Source organism: Rothia nasimurium (assembly GCF_014217215.1).
Taxonomy (GTDB): Bacteria; Actinomycetota; Actinomycetes; order Actinomycetales; family Micrococcaceae; genus Rothia; species Rothia avistercoris.
The window spans coordinates 2,400,604-2,417,192 of record NZ_CP056080.1 but is presented as its reverse complement, the minus strand read 5'-3'; the positions used below and the strand labels follow the sequence as shown (position 1 = coordinate 2,417,192).

The following is a 16,589-nucleotide window of genomic DNA, read 5'->3' as shown; positions in this document are numbered from 1 at the left end:
ATGAAGGTTTTACTCGCTGTCGATAAGTTCAAGAGCACGCTCACCGGCGCGCAGCTCACCAAGGCGCTCGCCGCCGGGCTAGAGGGGGCTGGCGGGTGTGAGGTCATCACCTGCCCCATAGCGGACGGCGGCGACGGCACCGTAGACGCCGCCCTGGCCGCCGGCTACAGCGAGGTCACTTGCACCGTCACGGGCCCCTTTGCCGGTCAGCCGGTGACCGCCCGCTACGCCTACTCGCAGGCTGAACGCACGGCCGTCCTCGAAATCGCTGAAGCGGGCGGCATTGCCCGCCTACGCGAAGACCAGCTGGATACCTGGCGGGCCACGTCCTTCGGGGCCGGTGAGCTGATTCTGCACGCGGTGGGCGCAGGTGCGCGGACGCTCATCATCGGCCTGGGCGGGTCGGCCAGCACCGACGGGGGAGCGGGGCTCATGCAGGCGCTCGGTGTGACACTTCAGGACGCAGCAGGGCGCGACCTTGCCCCCGGTGGCGGGGCGCTGGGGCAGCTAGCTTCTGTTGATATGGCCGGGCTTGACGAGCGCCTAGCCGGGGTAGAGATCATTATGGCGAGCGACGTAACCAACCCGCTGTGTGGCCCGTCCGGTGCCGCTGCGGTCTATGGGCCCCAGAAGGGGGCTACTGAAGAGCAGGTTCCCCAGCTTGACCAGAACCTGCAAAAACTAGCTGATGCGGTAGAAGAGACCCTCAATGTTTCACGTGGAACATTCGCTGATTCTCCCGGCGCAGGTGCCGCCGGTGGCCTGGGCTTTGCCTGCCTGTCGGTACTCGGGGCCACCATGCGCCCCGGCGTGGAGGTCTGTTTCGAGCTCACCGGCTTCCACCGGGCGCTTGAGCAGGCAGATATCGTCATTACCGGCGAAGGGAAATTTGACGAACAAACCCTGCAGGGCAAGGGCCCGGCAGGTGTGGCAGCAGAAGCCTCCGCCCGCAACCTGCCGGTCATTGCCGTCTGCGGAATCAGCGAACTATCCTCCGACCAGGCCCGCGCCGCCGGGTTCACCTCCGTCTACTCGGTCGTGGGTGACACCCCAGCCACCCTGGCAGAATCCCTAGCCAACCCGCGTCCTTACCTCCACGAACTAGCGGCCACCATCGCCAGCACCCACCTGCACTAGGAAGTTGCGTGCGTATTCTCTACAGCTGTTGCCAAATCTGCAAGGAGGGTGGTCTCATTGAGAACCCACGGCACTGAAAGCGGCGAGGCAGCAGAAAGGGCTAGCCCCTTCTGCTTATCGGTTTCAAACACCGTCGCATCATTCTTAAGGGCGGGTAGCTGGGCAAACAGCTCGTTAGAGCGCACGGCTTCTGCTTCTTCAGCAGAGTTGGCCCACGCCCAAATCACGTCGCACTCAACCTGGTCGAGAACCTCGGAAGAAATGGTCATATAAACGCCCTCGGCTTCACCCTCATGCTCGGTAATATAAGGGGCGTTTGCCATGCCAAGAGAGGTGAAGAACTGGGGGCGAGAATCTTCTGACGTGTAGGCCCCAAAAGTGTTGGCAGCGGTATCGAAGTAGCCAGCAGTGAAACTCGCCCCGTTCAGAATAGGGTGCCCCGCAACTGCCTCTGCAAGCTTCCCCTCAACTTCTGTGATGAGGGAAGCAGCGTCGTCCTCCCGCTGTAGCATCTTGCCTGCCATCTCAACGCACTGCTGCCAGTTAGTCTCGTAGGCTCCCACTCCCACCGGAGCTGGAACTACAGGGGCGATGCCGGAGAGTTTATCGTAGATTTCCTGGGTCATGTCGCCGTAGGGAGAGAAAATAGCGTCGGGTTCTAGGGCGGCAAGAGCCTCGTAGTTGGGGCCGTCGGTCTCGTCGTAGCGGGTGGGTTCTTCGCCGCCCAGCTCGGTGAGTTTAGCGTCGAACCAGTCGGTGGAGCGGTTGGCGTTCTCGCCCCAGCTCACATAGGGGGTGCCCGCAGGAACTACGCCGAGGGCAAGAAGGGCATCGGGATTTTTCCAGGGCTGAACAACAGCAATTTTTTCAGGAACAGCATCGAAAGTGGTGCTGCCGAAGGCATGTTCAACGGTATAGCTACCCCCGCTAGCCTTTGATGTTGAAGAGGGGGTGTTTGATCCTGTTGAGCATGCAGAAAGGACGCCTGTGAGGGCGGTTGCTGCTGTGAGCTTGAGGAAGGTTGCGCGGGTGAGTGCCATCAGTAAAACTCCATTTTTAGGTTTGCCTAAATCTCTGATTAAGTTACCCTAAAAATTTATATCTTTTGATGACACCCTGTACCCAAACTACTTCTTCTTCCAATACCCCTTGGCATAACCGTGCCCCTTGGGTACGCCCAACTCCCGCCGCGCCCAAATACGCACGGGATGAATAGACCCGGACTCACCCGCCAACCAGGTACACACCGACCCCTCCGGCAGAGGGTAGCCCATCACAGCCTCAGCCAACGCCCCGCGCCGGGCAGAATCCACCCAGACCACCTCAAAATTCTCAGGAGCAGCAATCACCTGCTGCGACGCCTCCCCGGGTACCTCAATCACGGCCACACCCCGGGTGCTCGCGGGCAGGCTCTCGATCCAGCGGGCCATACCGGGCAGGCCGCTTTCGTCCCCGGCTAGCAGGTAAAAGTCGTAGTCCTTGCTGATGGAGTACCCCGACTTCGCCCCCAGAAAATGCGCGCTATCGCCCACGGCAACGGTGCGGGCCCAGGTTGTCCCAGCCCCGTGCTCGTGCAGCATGATGTTGATTTCTAGGGCCCCGGTGCGCTCATCAAAGTTCCTGACCGTGTACTTGGCGGTGGTGGTCGGCTGGCTCCATCGCGCCTTGCCCTTCTCAAAGGACGGTGCGGGCAGTACCTCCCCCTTCTTGCCGGTCACCAGGTAGATGTACTCACCCACCAGCCCCTGGGCCTCAACCCGCTTGCCGTCAGCAGGTTCGGCAACCACCCGCATGACGGTGGGCGTCAGCTGCCCCACCTCGGTCACCCGGTAGTGGGAGTAGCCGCCCCGGTACTTACCCGACTTCATCGGCTGCGGGTAGGACGCTCCCGCCCCGTCGCGGGTGCCCCCGGCAGCTTGGGGGCGGGCTGGGTTCTGCACAGGGGCGGTAGCAGGTGCCGAACCCTGCCCGGCGGCGAGCGCCTTCTCCAGCTGCTCCACCCGCTTGAGCAGCTGCTTCTGCCCCTTCTTCAGGTACTTCACCTCAGCTTTGAGCTCCTTGAGCTGCTCCTTGGCGTCCTTGCCCTTGCTCTTTGTGCTGCCCACCGGCGTCCTTTCTCTGACTACGACCAGCCCCTCTTGATGCTGGCCAGCTCAATCTCTAGTACTTAAGTACTCTAGCTAGAACCCATGCTACCGAGATAAAGTTAAGCCCATCACACCAATGCAGTTGTGACACCAAAGGAGGCACCCATGACAGCTACCTTCACCCCAACCAGCTCCCCACTGGGAAAGGCCGCCTGCTGGCTGATCTGGGGCGGGTTCAGCCTAGCGATTTTCACGCTCATCGCCTGGGCAGGGGCCCTTTTCTTGCAAGGCCCGGCCCTGCACCCCTAGGAGAACCCCATGTCAGACGTCCCCCAACCTCACATCACCGGTTTTCACACCGCCAACCCCCACAGTGCTAAGTCGGCCACCATCCTGACGGCTATCGGCGTCGTCCTCCTCCTGGCTCCCGTAGCGCACCTGCTCGCTGTTCCTCTCGGCCTCCTAGGAGCGCCCGTCGCTAAAGACTGGGTAGAACTCAGCTACGACCCTTTCGGCGCCAATATCCTGCTTGCTATCGTGGCCCTGGCCCCCGGCTACTTCTGCCTCCTCGTAGCCTTACGCCGGGCCCCCTCCCGCTCCCGCCTTATCGCAGCAGCCACCGCCCCCACCCTGGTACTGCTCTATGCCCTCTTTGCCGTCTACTATTACCTCACCAGCATCTAGTCTCACAGCGAAGCGGTGGTCTCCGGGCGCTCGCAGGTGAGATGATAGAAGCTCACCATATTCTTCACCACCGAGGGGGCCGCCTTGTCTGAGAGCCAGTCTGAGTTCGTCCGCACACCACCGCACGACGACACCGCCGAGCAGTCGGTACTGGGCGGCATGATGCTCTCCAAAGACGCCATCGCCGACGTTGTTGAGGTCATCGGCGGCGGCGCTGACTTCTACAAGCCCGCCCACGAGATGATCTATGAGGCCATCATCCACCTCTACGGGCACGGCGAGCCGGCGGACGCCATCACCGTAGCCGACGAGCTGACCAAGCGCGGCGAACTGAACCGCGTGGGCGGGGCAGCCTACCTGCACTCCCTGATTGCGGGCGTCCCCACCGCTGCTAACGCCGGGTTCTACGCCGAAATCGTGGCCGAACGCGCCATGCTGCGCCGCCTGGTTGAGGCTGGTACCAAAATTGTGCAGCTGGGCTACTCCGGCGACGGCGAGGCCGAGGCTCTGGTCAACGCAGCCCAGGCTGAGATTTACGGTGTCTCTGCCAACAACACCAAGGAAGACTACATCCCCCTTTCTGAGGCCATGAACAGCACGGTCGAAGAGATTGAGGCCAACGGCTCCCGCGACGGCGGCATCCACGGCGTGCCCACCGGCTTCATCGAGTTCGACGAGCTCACCGCCGGCCTGCAGGCCGGGCAGATGATCGTGATCGCGGCGCGTCCGGCGATGGGTAAAGCGCTCGCCCTTGATACCCCTATCCCCACCCCCACAGGCTGGACCACCATGGGCAATATCCGCGTGGGCGACACCGTTCTGGGCGCAGACGGGTACCCTACGACCGTCACGAACGCTACCGACGTGATGACCGGGCGTCCCTGCTTCAAGGTCATTTTTGATGACGGAACCGAGATTATCGCGGACGCCGAGCACCAGTGGCTCACCGAAACCCGCGCGTCCCGTCGAGCACGCTCGTCAGCTCTGGCAGGTTCAGGTGGGGGGCGTGTGCGGACGTCTGTGGGCGCGCAGGTGCGCACCACCGCTGAGATTCGTGAGACGGTTCGCTGCGTGACGGCTGACCGTCGAGCCAACCACTCCATTGCTAACACCCGTCCGCTCCAGCTACCCGAAGCTGACCTGCTGGTCGCCCCCTATACTCTGGGAATTTGGTTGGGTGATGACTCAACAGCCTTGGCTCCGAGTGCTGAGAGCCTGTGCACTCTGGGCGTTCTGAATAATAAGCACATTCCTATGCGGTATCTACGGGCCTCTGAAGCGCAGCGCCGAGCTTTGTTGGCAGGGCTGCTCGATAGCGACGGCACCGTTACAAACACCGGGTGTATTCAGTTCACGGTTACGAACCGCCAGCTGGCATACGATACCCAGGAGCTGGCGCTTTCTTTGGGGTACCGCACGGGTATGGCAACGAAAAAGGTCAAGGGCAGTAGCGAGGCTACGTCGACGGCCTACAAGCTGACCTTCTCTTCCTCTGATTCTGTTTTTGCTCTGTCTCGCAAGAATCAGATGCACCGTGACCGCAATGCCCGTCCGACCGCTAAGCAGAGCTCTCGCTACATTGTTGCTGTGGAGCCTGTTGATTCTGTACCAGTGCGCTGTATTGAGGTAGATAATGAGCAGCATCTTTTCTTAGCTTCTCGCGCTTTTGTGCCCACCCATAATTCTACGTTTGCCCTAGACATAGCCAGGTCTGCTGCCATTAAGCACGGTATGACCACGGTGTTCTTCTCCCTGGAAATGGGTCGCAACGAAATTGCGATGAAGATTCTGTCGGCTGAGGCTGGCATTAATCTGTCTGATTTGCGTAAGGGCAAGCTGGACGATGACCAGTGGGCCAAGATTGCTACCGCCATGGGCAAGATGGACTCCGCTCCGCTCTTTATCGACGATTCACCCAACATGACCCTGATGGAGATTCGCGCTAAGGCCCGCCGCCTGAAGCAGAAGAATAACCTCAAACTGATTGTTCTGGACTACCTGCAGCTGATGAGCTCGGGCAAGAAGGTTGAGTCGCGCCAGCAGGAAGTTTCGGAGTTCTCGCGTGCCCTCAAGCTGATGGCTAAGGAGCTTGAGGTGCCCCTGATTGCCCTCTCGCAGCTGAACCGTGGCTCTGAGCAGCGTACCGACAAGAAGCCGCAGGTATCGGACCTTCGCGAGTCGGGCTGTCTGACTGCCGATACTCGTGTGCTTCGTTCTGATACGGGAGCTGAAACAACGATGGGTGAGCTTTTTGAGCAGGGCGCTCAGGACGTCCCGGTATGGTCCCTGGGGGACGATATGCGTTTTGTGGAGCGGCACCTGACCCACGTCTTTTCTACGGGCGTGAAACCTGTGTATCGTCTAACGCTAGCTTCGGGTAAGACCCTGCGCGCTACCGCTAATCACCCCTTCTTTACGTACACAGGTTGGAAGGGGCTGGGTGAGCTTGCTGTGGGCGATCGTTTGGGCGTACCCCGCCACGTTAACGGGCCGTCTGCCCGGACGCACTGGAGCGACGAGCAGGTCATTTTGCTGGCTCACATGATTGGTGATGGATCTGTCTTAGCTCGACAGCCAATTCGTTATGCATCTATTGATGAAGAGAACCTCTCTATAGTTGCTGAATCTGCATACAAGCAATTCGGAATTGAAAGCGTCAGGGATACCCACGAAGCGGCGCGTTGCACTTCTTTGCGACTGCGCTCGCCGGAGAAGCTAACCCACGGTAAGCGGAACCCGCTCGCTGCGTGGCTCGATGATTTAGGTCTTTTCGATAAGCGGTCGTGGGAAAAATTTATTCCAGATCAGGTTTTTGCCCTGCCTAAACAGCAGATTGCTCTCTTTATCAGACATCTATGGGCAACTGATGGCTCTGTTACTGTAAATAAGAACGGGCGTTCAGGACGTATTTACTACGCCTCAACTTCTCGTGTCATGCTAGACCAGCTGTCTCTTCTGCTTTTGCGGTTTGGTATTAACTCTCGTGTTCGCGGTACCACCATTAAGGGCGAGTACCGTCAGGGGTATAGTCTCGATATCTCCGGACGCGATGAACAGCTTCGCTTCTTGCGTGAAATCTCTGTTTACGGGGAACGCGCTAAGAGTTGCGAGAAACTGCTTGTGGCAATTACTGCTGAAGGCGTTCGCTCTAACACCAACGTTGATACTGCTCCGGTGCAGGTGTGGGATGATGTTAAGAAAATCCTGTCTGAGAAGGGAATGACGCATCGTGAATTCCAAGCTGCCATGGGTTCAAAGTATTGTGGTTCGGCCTACTACAAAAGCGCACCGTCCCGCTCTCGTTTAGCAAAGGTAGCTAGCATCCTTGATGCCGCTGAGCTCGATATGCTTGCGGTCAATGACCTTTTCTGGGACACCGTCACCTCTATCGAGTACGAGGGGGAAGAAGAGGTCTTCGACGCTACTGTGTTAGGGAACCACAATTTCATCGCCAACGGCATCACTGTCCATAACTCGATTGAGCAGGACGCTGACATGGTCATTCTCTTGCACCGCGAGGACTACTACGAGAAAGAATCAACCCGCGCAGGCGAGGCGGACGTCATCGTCGCTAAGCACCGTAACGGCCCCACCAAGACCATCGCGGTCGCCTTCCAGGGCCACTACTCGCGCTTTGCCAACATGGTGCACGATTCTTACACCGGCACCGAGACCTTCTAACCGCAGCCTAAAAACAAGCCCCCCAGGAGTCGGCCCTCTCGTTAGAAGAGGCCGTCAAACAGCGACAGCTGCTCCTGGGGGCTCTTCTTTTTCGACTCGGGCCGGGTCTTACGGGAGCGAGAATTTCCCTCAAGGTAGCTTCGAACGGCAGGTGCGGTGCGTTCAACCAGTTCATCGGTGCTGAGCGCGGCAAGGTGGGGGAGCCCCAGAAGGTAGCGTCCTACCGCTACCCCTAACAGGTGGGCGCTGAGGAGCTCTGCGGACGCCTCATCCAGGCTAGGCTTCAGCGGGTCGGCACAGCTTTGGGTAAGGTGCCGCGCTAGAGCTTCCTTGATGGCGGGTACCCCCGTGGCTGACGCAAGAGCCGAACGAACTAGACCTATAAGCAACGGCCCTGTCTCGGGTGATTCCCACAGGCGCAGGTAGGTCGCGACAAGATCGGTAGCCCGGTCGCCACTGCTGGGTGTTGTGGCCTGCTGGGTTGAAAGCTCCATCACCTCGTTGAGTAGGGCGGTAAAGAGCACTTCTTTTGATCCAAAGAAATGTCGAATGAGGGCGGGGTCAACCTGGGCCTGCGCGGCGATAGCTCGAACAGAAGTACCCTCGAACCCGTGTTCAGCAAAGAGGGCGGTAGCTGCCCGCAAAATGTCGTCACGGGAGCGGGTGCCGCCGCTGCGTCGTCCGCGGGGGGAGCCGGAAGTAGTAGAGTGCTGAGCTGCCATACGCCCAGTCTACCCAAAATTCCCCACCTGTAGATAAAATTCATCAAGTGTAGAATAATATCCCCACCTGTTGAATTATGTAGGGTGAACTAAAAGACCCGTTCGCAAACCCCGATAACTCATCACCTGAAAGAGCCCCATGAACTTCTCTACCCTGCATGAAACCCTGGTTGCGGCGTCCAATCCCGCCAACGCCGCCCCCATGGCTGCCTACATGCGCAATCAATTCCCCTTCCTGGGAATTAAAACCCCGCAGCGCCGGGAACTCATCAAACTCCTGCTGGCAGAGGCCCGGGTAGAAGCTAAGACTCAGGGCATAGACCGCAGCTTCGTTGAGGCCTGCTGGCAGGCCCCGGAACGGGAATTCCAGTACGCCGCGCTCGACTATCTACACGCCCTGCGCCGCTACCTCGAACCTGAAGACATCGACTGGTTGCGGGGTCTCATCGAAGAGAAAAGCTGGTGGGACACCGTTGACCGCCTCGACACCATGGTCGGCGAGATCCTCTGGCGCAACCCCAACGACGACCTCATTCTTGCCTGGGCGCAGGACGCCAACATGTGGGTCCGTCGCGTCGCCATTGACCATCAGCGCCCCCGCAAGGCCGCTACCGATACCGTCCTGCTCGAAAAAATCATCACCCTAAACTTTGGCTCTAGGGAGTTCTTTATCAATAAGGCCATCGGATGGTCCTTGCGTGAATACTCCAAGACCGATCCCGCCTGGGTCGCAGACTTCATCGCCCGCTACGGCACCCGCATGGCCCCTTTGAGCGTGCGTGAAGGTTCTAAGCGTTTGGGATAGTTCTACCCAGTGTTCCACCCCGGCGGTACCCTGGTGTTATGACTTCCTCAGCTTCCTCACCCCGCGCGTCCGCCGCTCCCGATGCCGGTCTGCTGGCCGGTAAGACCATTGCTGTGACGGCCTCCCGTCGTATTCAGGAGCAGGTTGCTGCTTTCGAGCGGCAGGGGGCGCGTGTACTGGTGGCCCCCACCGTCCGTATCGTGCCGGTAGCAGACGATACCGAGCTGCACGCGGCCACCGACCACATCATTGCTAACCACCCCGACGTCCTGCTGGTCACTACCGGTTACGGCCTGAATGGCTGGTTTGATTCTGCCCGTGAGCGCGGCCTTGAGGAGCAGCTGCGGCAGGCTCTTGCGGGGGCTACGATTTTGGTGCGTGGCGCTAAGGGCCGGGGTGCGGTGCGTGGTTTGGGGTTTGAGGACGCTGGTATGGCGGTGCAGGAGCGTACGTCGGCTTTGGTGGATTTGGCGCTTGAGCGTGGTGTGGCTGGGTTGCATGTGGTGGTGCAGCAGCACGGGTCGCCGGATGCCGCCGAGGAACGGCGTTTGGTGGATGCGGGGGCGCGGGTGACGGCTGTGGTGCCGCATCGGTGGGAGGCTCCTGAGCGTCCTGAGTTGGTGGATGAGTTGATTGATGCCCTGGTGAGCGCTGAGCTGGATGCGGTGACGTTTACTGCTGCTCCTGCGGTGTCTGCCCTGTTTAAGGTGGCGTCGGCTCGCGGGGTGTTGCCGCAGGTGGTTGAGGCTTTTAAAGCGGGGACTATTGCTGCTGCTGTGGGGCCGGTGACGGCTGAGCCTCTTGAAGAGGTAGGTATTGTGCCTGTGGCTCCTGAGCGTTTCCGTCTGGGGGCGCTGGTGAAGGAGCTGACCGCGGCCCTTGCTGCCAGCAGGTAGACGACGAGAGGGGACTGGTGACTGTGTTTGAGCCGCCGCAGGGGTGGGGGCCTGCCCTGATTGAGTATCTGGGTATTGAGCCCTGGCGTATTCCGATTGTGATGCTCTCTGCCCTGGGTATCTACCTGACCTTTTTGGTGCTGGTGCGTATCTTTGGGGTGCGGGTGCTGAGCGGCTGGAACGGTTTTGATGCGGTCATCATCATTATGTTTGGCGCGGTGGCTGGCCGCGTGATTATTGGGCACCCGCCGACGCTGGCGTCTGGCATGGTGGGGCTGGGCACGCTCATGCTGCTGGAGAGTATTTTTGGTGCGGTGCAGTCGGTGACCGGCATCCGGCACATCAATCACAAGCCCCGGGTGATTATGGCTCATGGCAAGTTCGTGGTGCGCCATTTGAAGCGCTCGCATTTGGCGCCGGCTGAGGTGTATGCGGCCCTGCGGAAGGCCGGGGTATCGCAGCTGAGTCAGGTGCAGTGCGTGGTGCTGGAGGCTACCGGCCAGCTGTCGATTGTGCGTGAGGGCGTGGAGATCGATCCGCAGCTGCTGCGCGGGGTAGTGGGTGCCGATAAGGTGTTGAAGAGGCGGTCAGGACGCCCGAGGTAGAGCTAGCTCTACCTGGCAGCTGGGGTGCGGGTCGAGTAAGAGTAGAGACCGCCCCACTGTGTGCGGGCGGTAGCCGCGAAAGAATAGAAGCATGACAAGCACCGATTACACCCTGCACGACGCTGCACCTGCCGCGCCCGCGGCAGGGAGCCAAGCACCGGCGTCCTTTGATACTGACCCTGCTGACCAGCCCAAGCCCGTCAAGAGCCTGTGGCGCCGTATGGCTAACCCCTTCTATATTTTCACTGCTGGCCCCTGGATCGCGTTTGCCGTGCTGGTAGCCCAGGGTATCATTGCCTCCCTGGTGACCGGCCTGACCGCTTCCATTATCGGTATTGCGGTTCTACCCTTTGCTGCTATCGGGTTTGCGGTCTATGAGCGCTGGCGCCTGGCCAAGACCGGCCACGGAGTGATTGCCAACGGCCACGTTGACTACCCCAACGCCAGCTTCTGGGAGGGAGTCCTCTTCCGCCTCAAAGAGATTGCTACCTGGCGCGAAGTTGGCTCCCTGGCCCTGACCACCCTTTGGGGCTGGATCGCCGGTGCCGTGCTCTTCCTCCAGATTATGGCACTTGGCAGTGCAGGGGCTCTTGCCTACTATCTGGGTAATGGCAATAGGCTCTACCTCGACTGGCAGCATCTGTCCCTCTACTCCCAGGGGGAGCTGGACTACTACATCAACCAGGGTTTTCTCCCCTCAGCCGGCCAGATGGTTGAGGTTACTTCCCAGTACTGGTGGGTCCCCCTGGCAGCTATCCCCGTCCTGCTCATCATCTTTGCCTACGTCAACGGCCTGCTGGCCGCCACCGGTGCTAGCCTCTCCAAGCTGATCCTGTCCTCCCGCCCCGAAGAACAGGAACGCGAACTGGCCCGCCTGACCGCCTCCCGCGCTACCATCGTCGACGCCTTTGAGGGCGAACGCCGCCGTATCGAACGCAACCTGCACGACGGCGTCCAGCAGGAACTGGTCAACCTCAACCTGCGCCTTGGCCTAGCCGAAATGGAAGCGAAGAACCTGGCTGCCGACACCCAGGACGCCCGCGCCGCAGCCCTGCTCAACCACGTCACCGAGGCCCGCACCCAGCTTTCCCACGCCCAGCAGACCCTGCGCGACACCGTCCGCGGCATCTACCCGGCAGTGCTCGAAGACCACGGCCTCAAAGCCGCCCTGGAAGAACTGGTGCGCCACAGCGTCCTGCCGGTCCACCTGACCTACGACGCCCCCGCCCGCCTGCCGCGCGACATCGAGCGCACTGCCTACTACACCGTCAACGAGGCTCTGACCAACACCCTCAAGCACGCCCAGGCCCAGTTCGTCTCACTGTCAGCGTTTGTCGCTGGTGAGTCCCTGGTGGTCACGGCCGAGGACAACGGCATCGGCGGCGCTGACCCCGCCCGCGGCACCGGCCTCGCCGGCCTGGTAGAACGCGCAGCCGCCCTGGGTGGCACGGTGCAGGTGGATTCCCCTGCCGGTGGCCCCACCCGCCTGACCCTGGCCCTGCCCCTACCCAAGGGGTCAACAACCCTGTAGCGTTTCACGTGAAACGTTGTCACGAAAGGTGCCCCATGCGCATTATCCTCGCCGAAGATTCCGCCCTGCTCCGCCAGGGGCTGACGATGGTGCTAGGAGCGCTGGGGCACTCCGTGCTTGCAGAAGCAGAGGACGCCCCCACCCTGCTCACCGCCGTTGAGGCAGCAATGGCGGGAGAGGGGGTCGACGCCGTTATCACCGATGTGCGTATGCCTCCCACCCATACCTCCGACGGCCTCAAAGCCGCCCTACAGCTGCGCGAGACCTACCCCGGCCTGCCCATCGTGGTGCTCTCCCAGTACATCACCACCGCCTACGCCCGCGAACTTTTTGCCCGCTCTGCGGCGGGGCTGGGCTACCTGCTCAAAGACAGGGTGGGGGACGTCGAAGAATTCGCCCGTGCCCTTGAAACCGTGGTGGCAGGTGGCACCGTCATCGACCCGGACGTCGTCCAGCACCTTCTCGGCGGCACCTCTAGCGGGCAGATACCCGGCACCCCGGCTGGTGCTTCCGGCGCGTCCGCCCCCACCCCCTCTCCCTACCCCGAGGCAGGGGGCAACGGGGGAGCGTCCGCCCGCCAGTCCGGCCAGGCAGTGCACCCTGCCGGGGGCAAGCTGGCTAGGCTTTCCCCGCGTGAGCTAGAAATTCTGCGGCTCATGGCCCAGGGGCGGTCAAACGCAGAGATCGAAGCTGAACTCTTCATATCCCCGGCAACCGTCGCCAAGCACGTAGGCAATATCTTCGACAAGCTCGACCTGCCCGCCGATACCGGCAACCGCCGCGTCCGCGCGGTCTTGGCCTTTCTAGAGGGGTAGTTGCTCTTACTAAAGGTGTGGCAGGCTCGCAGCGAGTGCGAGCCTGCTACACCTTCCTTTGCCCTATTTCTGAATCATGGCCTGCGCCAGCACCTCAAGGCCGCGGTGGGCCTGTTCCGTGCTGGGGGAGAGGTTAGAGATCATCAGCTCGTCGGCCTGCACTGAATTAGCGAAGCGGGTGAGGTAGTCACCTACCTGCTCCGAAGTGCCTACCGCGGTGTAGCGCAGCATGTCCAGGATCTGCTGGCCCTGGGGTGATGCGACTAGCATATCCAGCTCATCGTCGCTCAGGTCGCGGTCATCTAGGCGCATCATGGACTTCACCCGCTGCCGGTGCGCAATTACCTGCTGGGCGCGGGCGTCCTCTTCTGTATCGGCGGCAATCACGTTAGCCGCAGCAATCACGTAGGGCTGCTCTAGCTGCTCTGAGGGGGTGAAGCGCTCGCGGTAGACCGCTATGGCCTGTTCCAGGTGAGTGGGGGCGAAGTGGGAGGCAAAGGCATAGGGCAGACCCAGGGCACCAGCGAGGGAAGCGCCGAAGAGGGATGAGCCCAGAATGTAGAGGGGCACATTGGTCCCTGCCCCCGGGGTGGCATGGACGCCGGGCACACGGGTGTCCCCGCTCAGATAGCTTGCGAGTTCCTGGACGTCCTGGGGGAAGTTGTCTGCGTCCTGCGGGTCTCGGCGCAGGGCGGCGAGGGTGCGCATGTCGGTGCCGGGAGCCCGACCCAGGCCCAGGTCGATGCGGTCGGGGTACATTTCGGCCAGGGTGCCGAACTGTTCTGCCACGGTAAGAGGGGAGTGGTTGGGCAGCATGACACCGCCAGCTCCCAGACGAATGGTTGAGGTCTGTGCACCAACGTGGGCAATCAGCACTGCCGGGGCAGCTGAGGCAATGCGCTGCATGTTGTGGTGTTCTGCGTACCAGATGCGTTCGTAGCCGAGCTTCTCTGCGTGCTGAGCTAGCGCTACAGAGCGTTTGAAGCTGTCTGCGGGGCGTTCACCCGGGAAAATGAGGGCAAAGTCGAGCAGGGATAGGGCTGGCATGGTGAATGTCCTTCTCTATATAGGGGTTGTGTATGCCTGGCATAACGGGTTAGAGGGGCGCAGTATTCCTAGAAAGGGGGTAGAGAAGGGCAGTTTGGGGGAGTTTTGAAGGTTTTTCAAAGAATTTTAGGTGTAGTGGGTCATAGATGTGGGCCATAGACCTGCCTCACTAGATGTCTTTGACTAGGTGAAACACTCTCGACCAAGGTGGTTTTTGGGGCTAAAAAGGGGTGTGTGGAGGCCCGTGGGTGGTTTTTGGGGTCATTTTCGACTTGCGAAGTGTTTTGAACCTGCGTAGAGTATTACGAGTCGCCACGGCACAGGGGAAACCCGCCAAGCGACAAAACACCTAGTCACATAGCGAATTCAGGCCCCGGCCGGAACTGAGAAATCCCAGCTCGAACGAGTGAGATTTTGAAGTAATAATCCAGCTACAAGCCACTGTGAGACGCAACACGGAACGCCGAGTTGACGCACAGGAAAGAAGCGCGATAGACTAGAAGAGTTGCCCAAGCGGGTAACACAAAAAACTGAGAATGACCGATACGAAACACCGGCCAATATGTGGCTAGGGTTGAGAATGCGGTTTGTTGCTTGAAAACTCAATAGCGTACCAATGTTATAAATAACATTCTTATCGTCCATCATCACAATACCAAGACCACAACGGTCCTGGAGTGATTATGGTCTTGAACTGATACCAAATATTTATATAACAATGTGAGAAACCAACGGTTTCTTGCAGAATTTGATAATCATATGGTTTCAGATTCGTCAGCTTGAACCGCACCACCCCGTGGTGAATGGTTCGCTAACAATCAGAGACCAGGATCATCAACTACTTCATTTTTTCAACGGAGAGTTTGATTCTGGCTCAGGACGAACGCTGGCGGCGTGCTTAACACATGCAAGTCGAACGATGAAGCCCAGCTTGCTGGGTGGATTAGTGGCGAACGGGTGAGTAATACGTGAGTAACCTGCCTTTAACTCTGGGATAAGCCTTGGAAACGAGGTCTAATACCGGATACGACCAGTTCCCGCATGGGATGCTGGTGGAAAGGGATATGTACTGGTTTTAGATGGGCTCACGGCCTATCAGCTTGTTGGTGAGGTAACGGCTCACCAAGGCGACGACGGGTAGCCGGCCTGAGAGGGTGACCGGCCACACTGGGACTGAGACACGGCCCAGACTCCTACGGGAGGCAGCAGTGGGGAATATTGCACAATGGGCGCAAGCCTGATGCAGCGACGCCGCGTGAGGGATGACGGCCTTCGGGTTGTAAACCTCTTTCAGCAGGGAAGAAGCGAAAGTGACGGTACCTGCAGAAGAAGCGCCGGCTAACTACGTGCCAGCAGCCGCGGTAATACGTAGGGCGCGAGCGTTGTCCGGAATTATTGGGCGTAAAGAGCTTGTAGGCGGTTTGTCGCGTCTGCTGTGAAAGCCCGGGGCTTAACTCCGGGTTTGCAGTGGGTACGGGCTAACTAGAGTGCAGTAGGGGAGACTGGAATTCCTGGTGTAGCGGTGAAATGCGCAGATATCAGGAGGAACACCAATGGCGAAGGCAGGTCTCTGGGCTGTAACTGACGCTGAGAAGCGAAAGCATGGGGAGCAAACAGGATTAGATACCCTGGTAGTCCATGCCGTAAACGTTGGGCACTAGGTGTGGGGGACATTCCACGTTTTCCGCGCCGTAGCTAACGCATTAAGTGCCCCGCCTGGGGAGTACGGCCGCAAGGCTAAAACTCAAAGAAATTGACGGGGGCCCGCACAAGCGGCGGAGCATGCGGATTAATTCGATGCAACGCGAAGAACCTTACCAAGGCTTGACATATACCGGACCGCTCTAGAGATAGAGTTTCCCTTCGGGGCTGGTATACAGGTGGTGCATGGTTGTCGTCAGCTCGTGTCGTGAGATGTTGGGTTAAGTCCCGCAACGAGCGCAACCCTCGTTCTATGTTGCCAGCACGTAATGGTGGGGACTCATAGGAGACTGCCGGGGTCAACTCGGAGGAAGGTGGGGATGACGTCAAATCATCATGCCCCTTATGTCTTGGGCTTCACGCATGCTACAATGGCCGGTACAAAGGGTTGCGATACTGTGAGGTTGAGCTAATCCCAAAAAGCCGGTCTCAGTTCGGATTGGGGTCTGCAACTCGACCCCATGAAGTCGGAGTCGCTAGTAATCGCAGATCAGCAACGCTGCGGTGAATACGTTCCCGGGCCTTGTACACACCGCCCGTCAAGTCACGAAAGTTGGTAACACCCGAAGCCGATGGCCTAACCCCTTGTGGGAGGGAGTCGTCGAAGGTGGGATTGGCGATTGGGACTAAGTCGTAACAAGGTAGCCGTACCGGAAGGTGCGGCTGGATCACCTCCTTTCTAAGGAGCTTCAACATATTGGTTGAGCCACGCTGAACGCGAGTGTCGTTTGGGTGGTTTGCTCATGGGTGGAATGTTAGTTCAGGTACCTTCCTTGTGGTTGGTGCTGATAAGGATTGTGTAATGTTGGTGCGCTTTTGGGTTTTGAGGTAACAAGCCTTTGTGGTTTGTTGCTCTCAGGTTCCCGGCATGAGAGTAG

The 16,589-nt window shown here is 59.6% G+C and carries 13 protein-coding genes and 1 rRNA gene; 10 read left to right on the top strand and 4 right to left on the bottom strand.

The window, feature by feature from the left end:
* A complete protein-coding gene (locus HWU94_RS10910) occupies positions 1–1,137 on the top strand; it encodes a glycerate kinase (protein ID WP_185173744.1) in 1,137 nt (378 codons plus the stop codon).
* Here HWU94_RS10910 and HWU94_RS10905 read toward each other — a convergent pair.
* Together HWU94_RS10905 and HWU94_RS10900 are read right to left on the bottom strand one after the other, a co-directional pair.
* Positions 1,134–2,177: an ABC transporter substrate-binding protein gene (locus tag HWU94_RS10905; protein WP_185173743.1), complete on the bottom strand. Its 1,044-nt coding sequence runs from the start codon at positions 2,175–2,177 to the stop codon at positions 1,134–1,136. The two genes, HWU94_RS10910 and HWU94_RS10905, sit on opposite strands and share 4 nt — an antisense overlap.
* Before the next feature lie 87 nt (positions 2,178–2,264).
* Positions 2,265–3,242, bottom strand: a complete 978-nt coding sequence (locus tag HWU94_RS10900; protein WP_185173742.1) for a siderophore-interacting protein — start codon at positions 3,240–3,242, stop codon at positions 2,265–2,267.
* 147 nt (positions 3,243–3,389) lie between these two features.
* Between HWU94_RS10900 and HWU94_RS10895 the strand changes: the two genes are divergently transcribed.
* The 3 genes from HWU94_RS10895 (at position 3,390) to HWU94_RS10885 (ending at position 7,589) form a co-directional block, all read left to right on the top strand.
* The gene (locus tag HWU94_RS10895; protein ID WP_185173741.1) at positions 3,390–3,533 is read left to right on the top strand and encodes a hypothetical protein; all 144 of its coding nucleotides are present in this window, start codon (positions 3,390–3,392) and stop codon (positions 3,531–3,533) included.
* Positions 3,534–3,542: 9 nt separating this feature from the next.
* Positions 3,543–3,908 carry a hypothetical protein gene (locus tag HWU94_RS10890; RefSeq protein ID WP_185173740.1) on the top strand — a complete coding sequence of 122 codons (366 nt, stop codon included), beginning with the start codon at positions 3,543–3,545 and terminating at the stop codon, positions 3,906–3,908.
* 84 nt (positions 3,909–3,992) lie between these two features.
* Positions 3,993–7,589 carry a replicative DNA helicase gene (locus HWU94_RS10885; protein WP_244955973.1) on the top strand — a complete coding sequence of 1,199 codons (3,597 nt, stop codon included), beginning with the start codon at positions 3,993–3,995 and terminating at the stop codon, positions 7,587–7,589.
* Between the two features lie 41 nt (positions 7,590–7,630).
* On the opposite strand, the gene HWU94_RS10880 is transcribed toward HWU94_RS10885, so the two are convergent.
* Complete coding sequence (locus tag HWU94_RS10880; RefSeq protein ID WP_185173739.1) at positions 7,631–8,311, bottom strand: TetR/AcrR family transcriptional regulator; 681 nt, start codon at positions 8,309–8,311, stop codon at positions 7,631–7,633.
* Positions 8,312–8,450: 139 nt separating this feature from the next.
* Between HWU94_RS10880 and HWU94_RS10875 the strand changes: the two genes are divergently transcribed.
* From HWU94_RS10875 to HWU94_RS10855, 5 genes are all read left to right on the top strand, one after another.
* Positions 8,451–9,116, top strand: a complete 666-nt coding sequence (locus HWU94_RS10875; RefSeq protein ID WP_185173738.1) for a DNA alkylation repair protein — start codon at positions 8,451–8,453, stop codon at positions 9,114–9,116.
* Positions 9,117–9,154: 38 nt separating this feature from the next.
* Positions 9,155–10,012 carry a uroporphyrinogen-III synthase gene (locus tag HWU94_RS10870; protein WP_185173737.1) on the top strand — a complete coding sequence of 286 codons (858 nt, stop codon included), beginning with the start codon at positions 9,155–9,157 and terminating at the stop codon, positions 10,010–10,012.
* 23 nt (positions 10,013–10,035) lie between these two features.
* Positions 10,036–10,617 carry a DUF421 domain-containing protein gene (locus HWU94_RS10865; protein WP_244955972.1) on the top strand — a complete coding sequence of 194 codons (582 nt, stop codon included), beginning with the start codon at positions 10,036–10,038 and terminating at the stop codon, positions 10,615–10,617.
* Positions 10,618–10,708: 91 nt separating this feature from the next.
* The gene (locus HWU94_RS10860) at positions 10,709–12,148 is read left to right on the top strand and encodes a histidine kinase (protein WP_185173736.1); all 1,440 of its coding nucleotides are present in this window, start codon (positions 10,709–10,711) and stop codon (positions 12,146–12,148) included.
* A gap of 35 nt (positions 12,149–12,183) precedes the next feature.
* Positions 12,184–12,963, top strand: a complete 780-nt coding sequence (locus tag HWU94_RS10855) for a response regulator transcription factor (protein ID WP_185173735.1) — start codon at positions 12,184–12,186, stop codon at positions 12,961–12,963.
* Positions 12,964–13,026: 63 nt separating this feature from the next.
* Here the strand turns inward: HWU94_RS10855 and HWU94_RS10850 are convergent, their stop codons facing one another.
* Positions 13,027–14,010 carry an LLM class flavin-dependent oxidoreductase gene (locus HWU94_RS10850; RefSeq protein WP_185173734.1) on the bottom strand — a complete coding sequence of 328 codons (984 nt, stop codon included), beginning with the start codon at positions 14,008–14,010 and terminating at the stop codon, positions 13,027–13,029.
* 851 nt (positions 14,011–14,861) lie between these two features.
* Here HWU94_RS10850 and HWU94_RS10845 point away from each other — a divergent pair.
* Positions 14,862–16,390 (top strand): 16S ribosomal RNA (locus tag HWU94_RS10845).
* The last annotated feature ends 199 nt before the right edge of the window (positions 16,391–16,589 follow it).

What these genes read in the sequence shown, in the direction of transcription:
- HWU94_RS10910 (WP_185173744.1), top strand. Translation starts at nt 1, where the DNA reads ATGAAGGTTTTACTCGCTGTCGATAAGTTCAAGAGCACGCTCACCGGC.
- HWU94_RS10905 (WP_185173743.1), bottom strand. Translation starts at nt 2,177, where the DNA reads ATGGCACTCACCCGCGCAACCTTCCTCAAGCTCACAGCAGCAACCGCC.
- HWU94_RS10895 (WP_185173741.1), top strand. Translation starts at nt 3,390, where the DNA reads ATGACAGCTACCTTCACCCCAACCAGCTCCCCACTGGGAAAGGCCGCC.
- HWU94_RS10890 (WP_185173740.1), top strand. Translation starts at nt 3,543, where the DNA reads ATGTCAGACGTCCCCCAACCTCACATCACCGGTTTTCACACCGCCAAC.
- HWU94_RS10880 (WP_185173739.1), bottom strand. Translation starts at nt 8,311, where the DNA reads ATGGCAGCTCAGCACTCTACTACTTCCGGCTCCCCCCGCGGACGACGC.
- HWU94_RS10875 (WP_185173738.1), top strand. Translation starts at nt 8,451, where the DNA reads ATGAACTTCTCTACCCTGCATGAAACCCTGGTTGCGGCGTCCAATCCC.
- HWU94_RS10870 (WP_185173737.1), top strand. Translation starts at nt 9,155, where the DNA reads ATGACTTCCTCAGCTTCCTCACCCCGCGCGTCCGCCGCTCCCGATGCC.
- HWU94_RS10860 (WP_185173736.1), top strand. Translation starts at nt 10,709, where the DNA reads ATGACAAGCACCGATTACACCCTGCACGACGCTGCACCTGCCGCGCCC.
- HWU94_RS10855 (WP_185173735.1), top strand. Translation starts at nt 12,184, where the DNA reads ATGCGCATTATCCTCGCCGAAGATTCCGCCCTGCTCCGCCAGGGGCTG.
- HWU94_RS10850 (WP_185173734.1), bottom strand. Translation starts at nt 14,010, where the DNA reads ATGCCAGCCCTATCCCTGCTCGACTTTGCCCTCATTTTCCCGGGTGAA.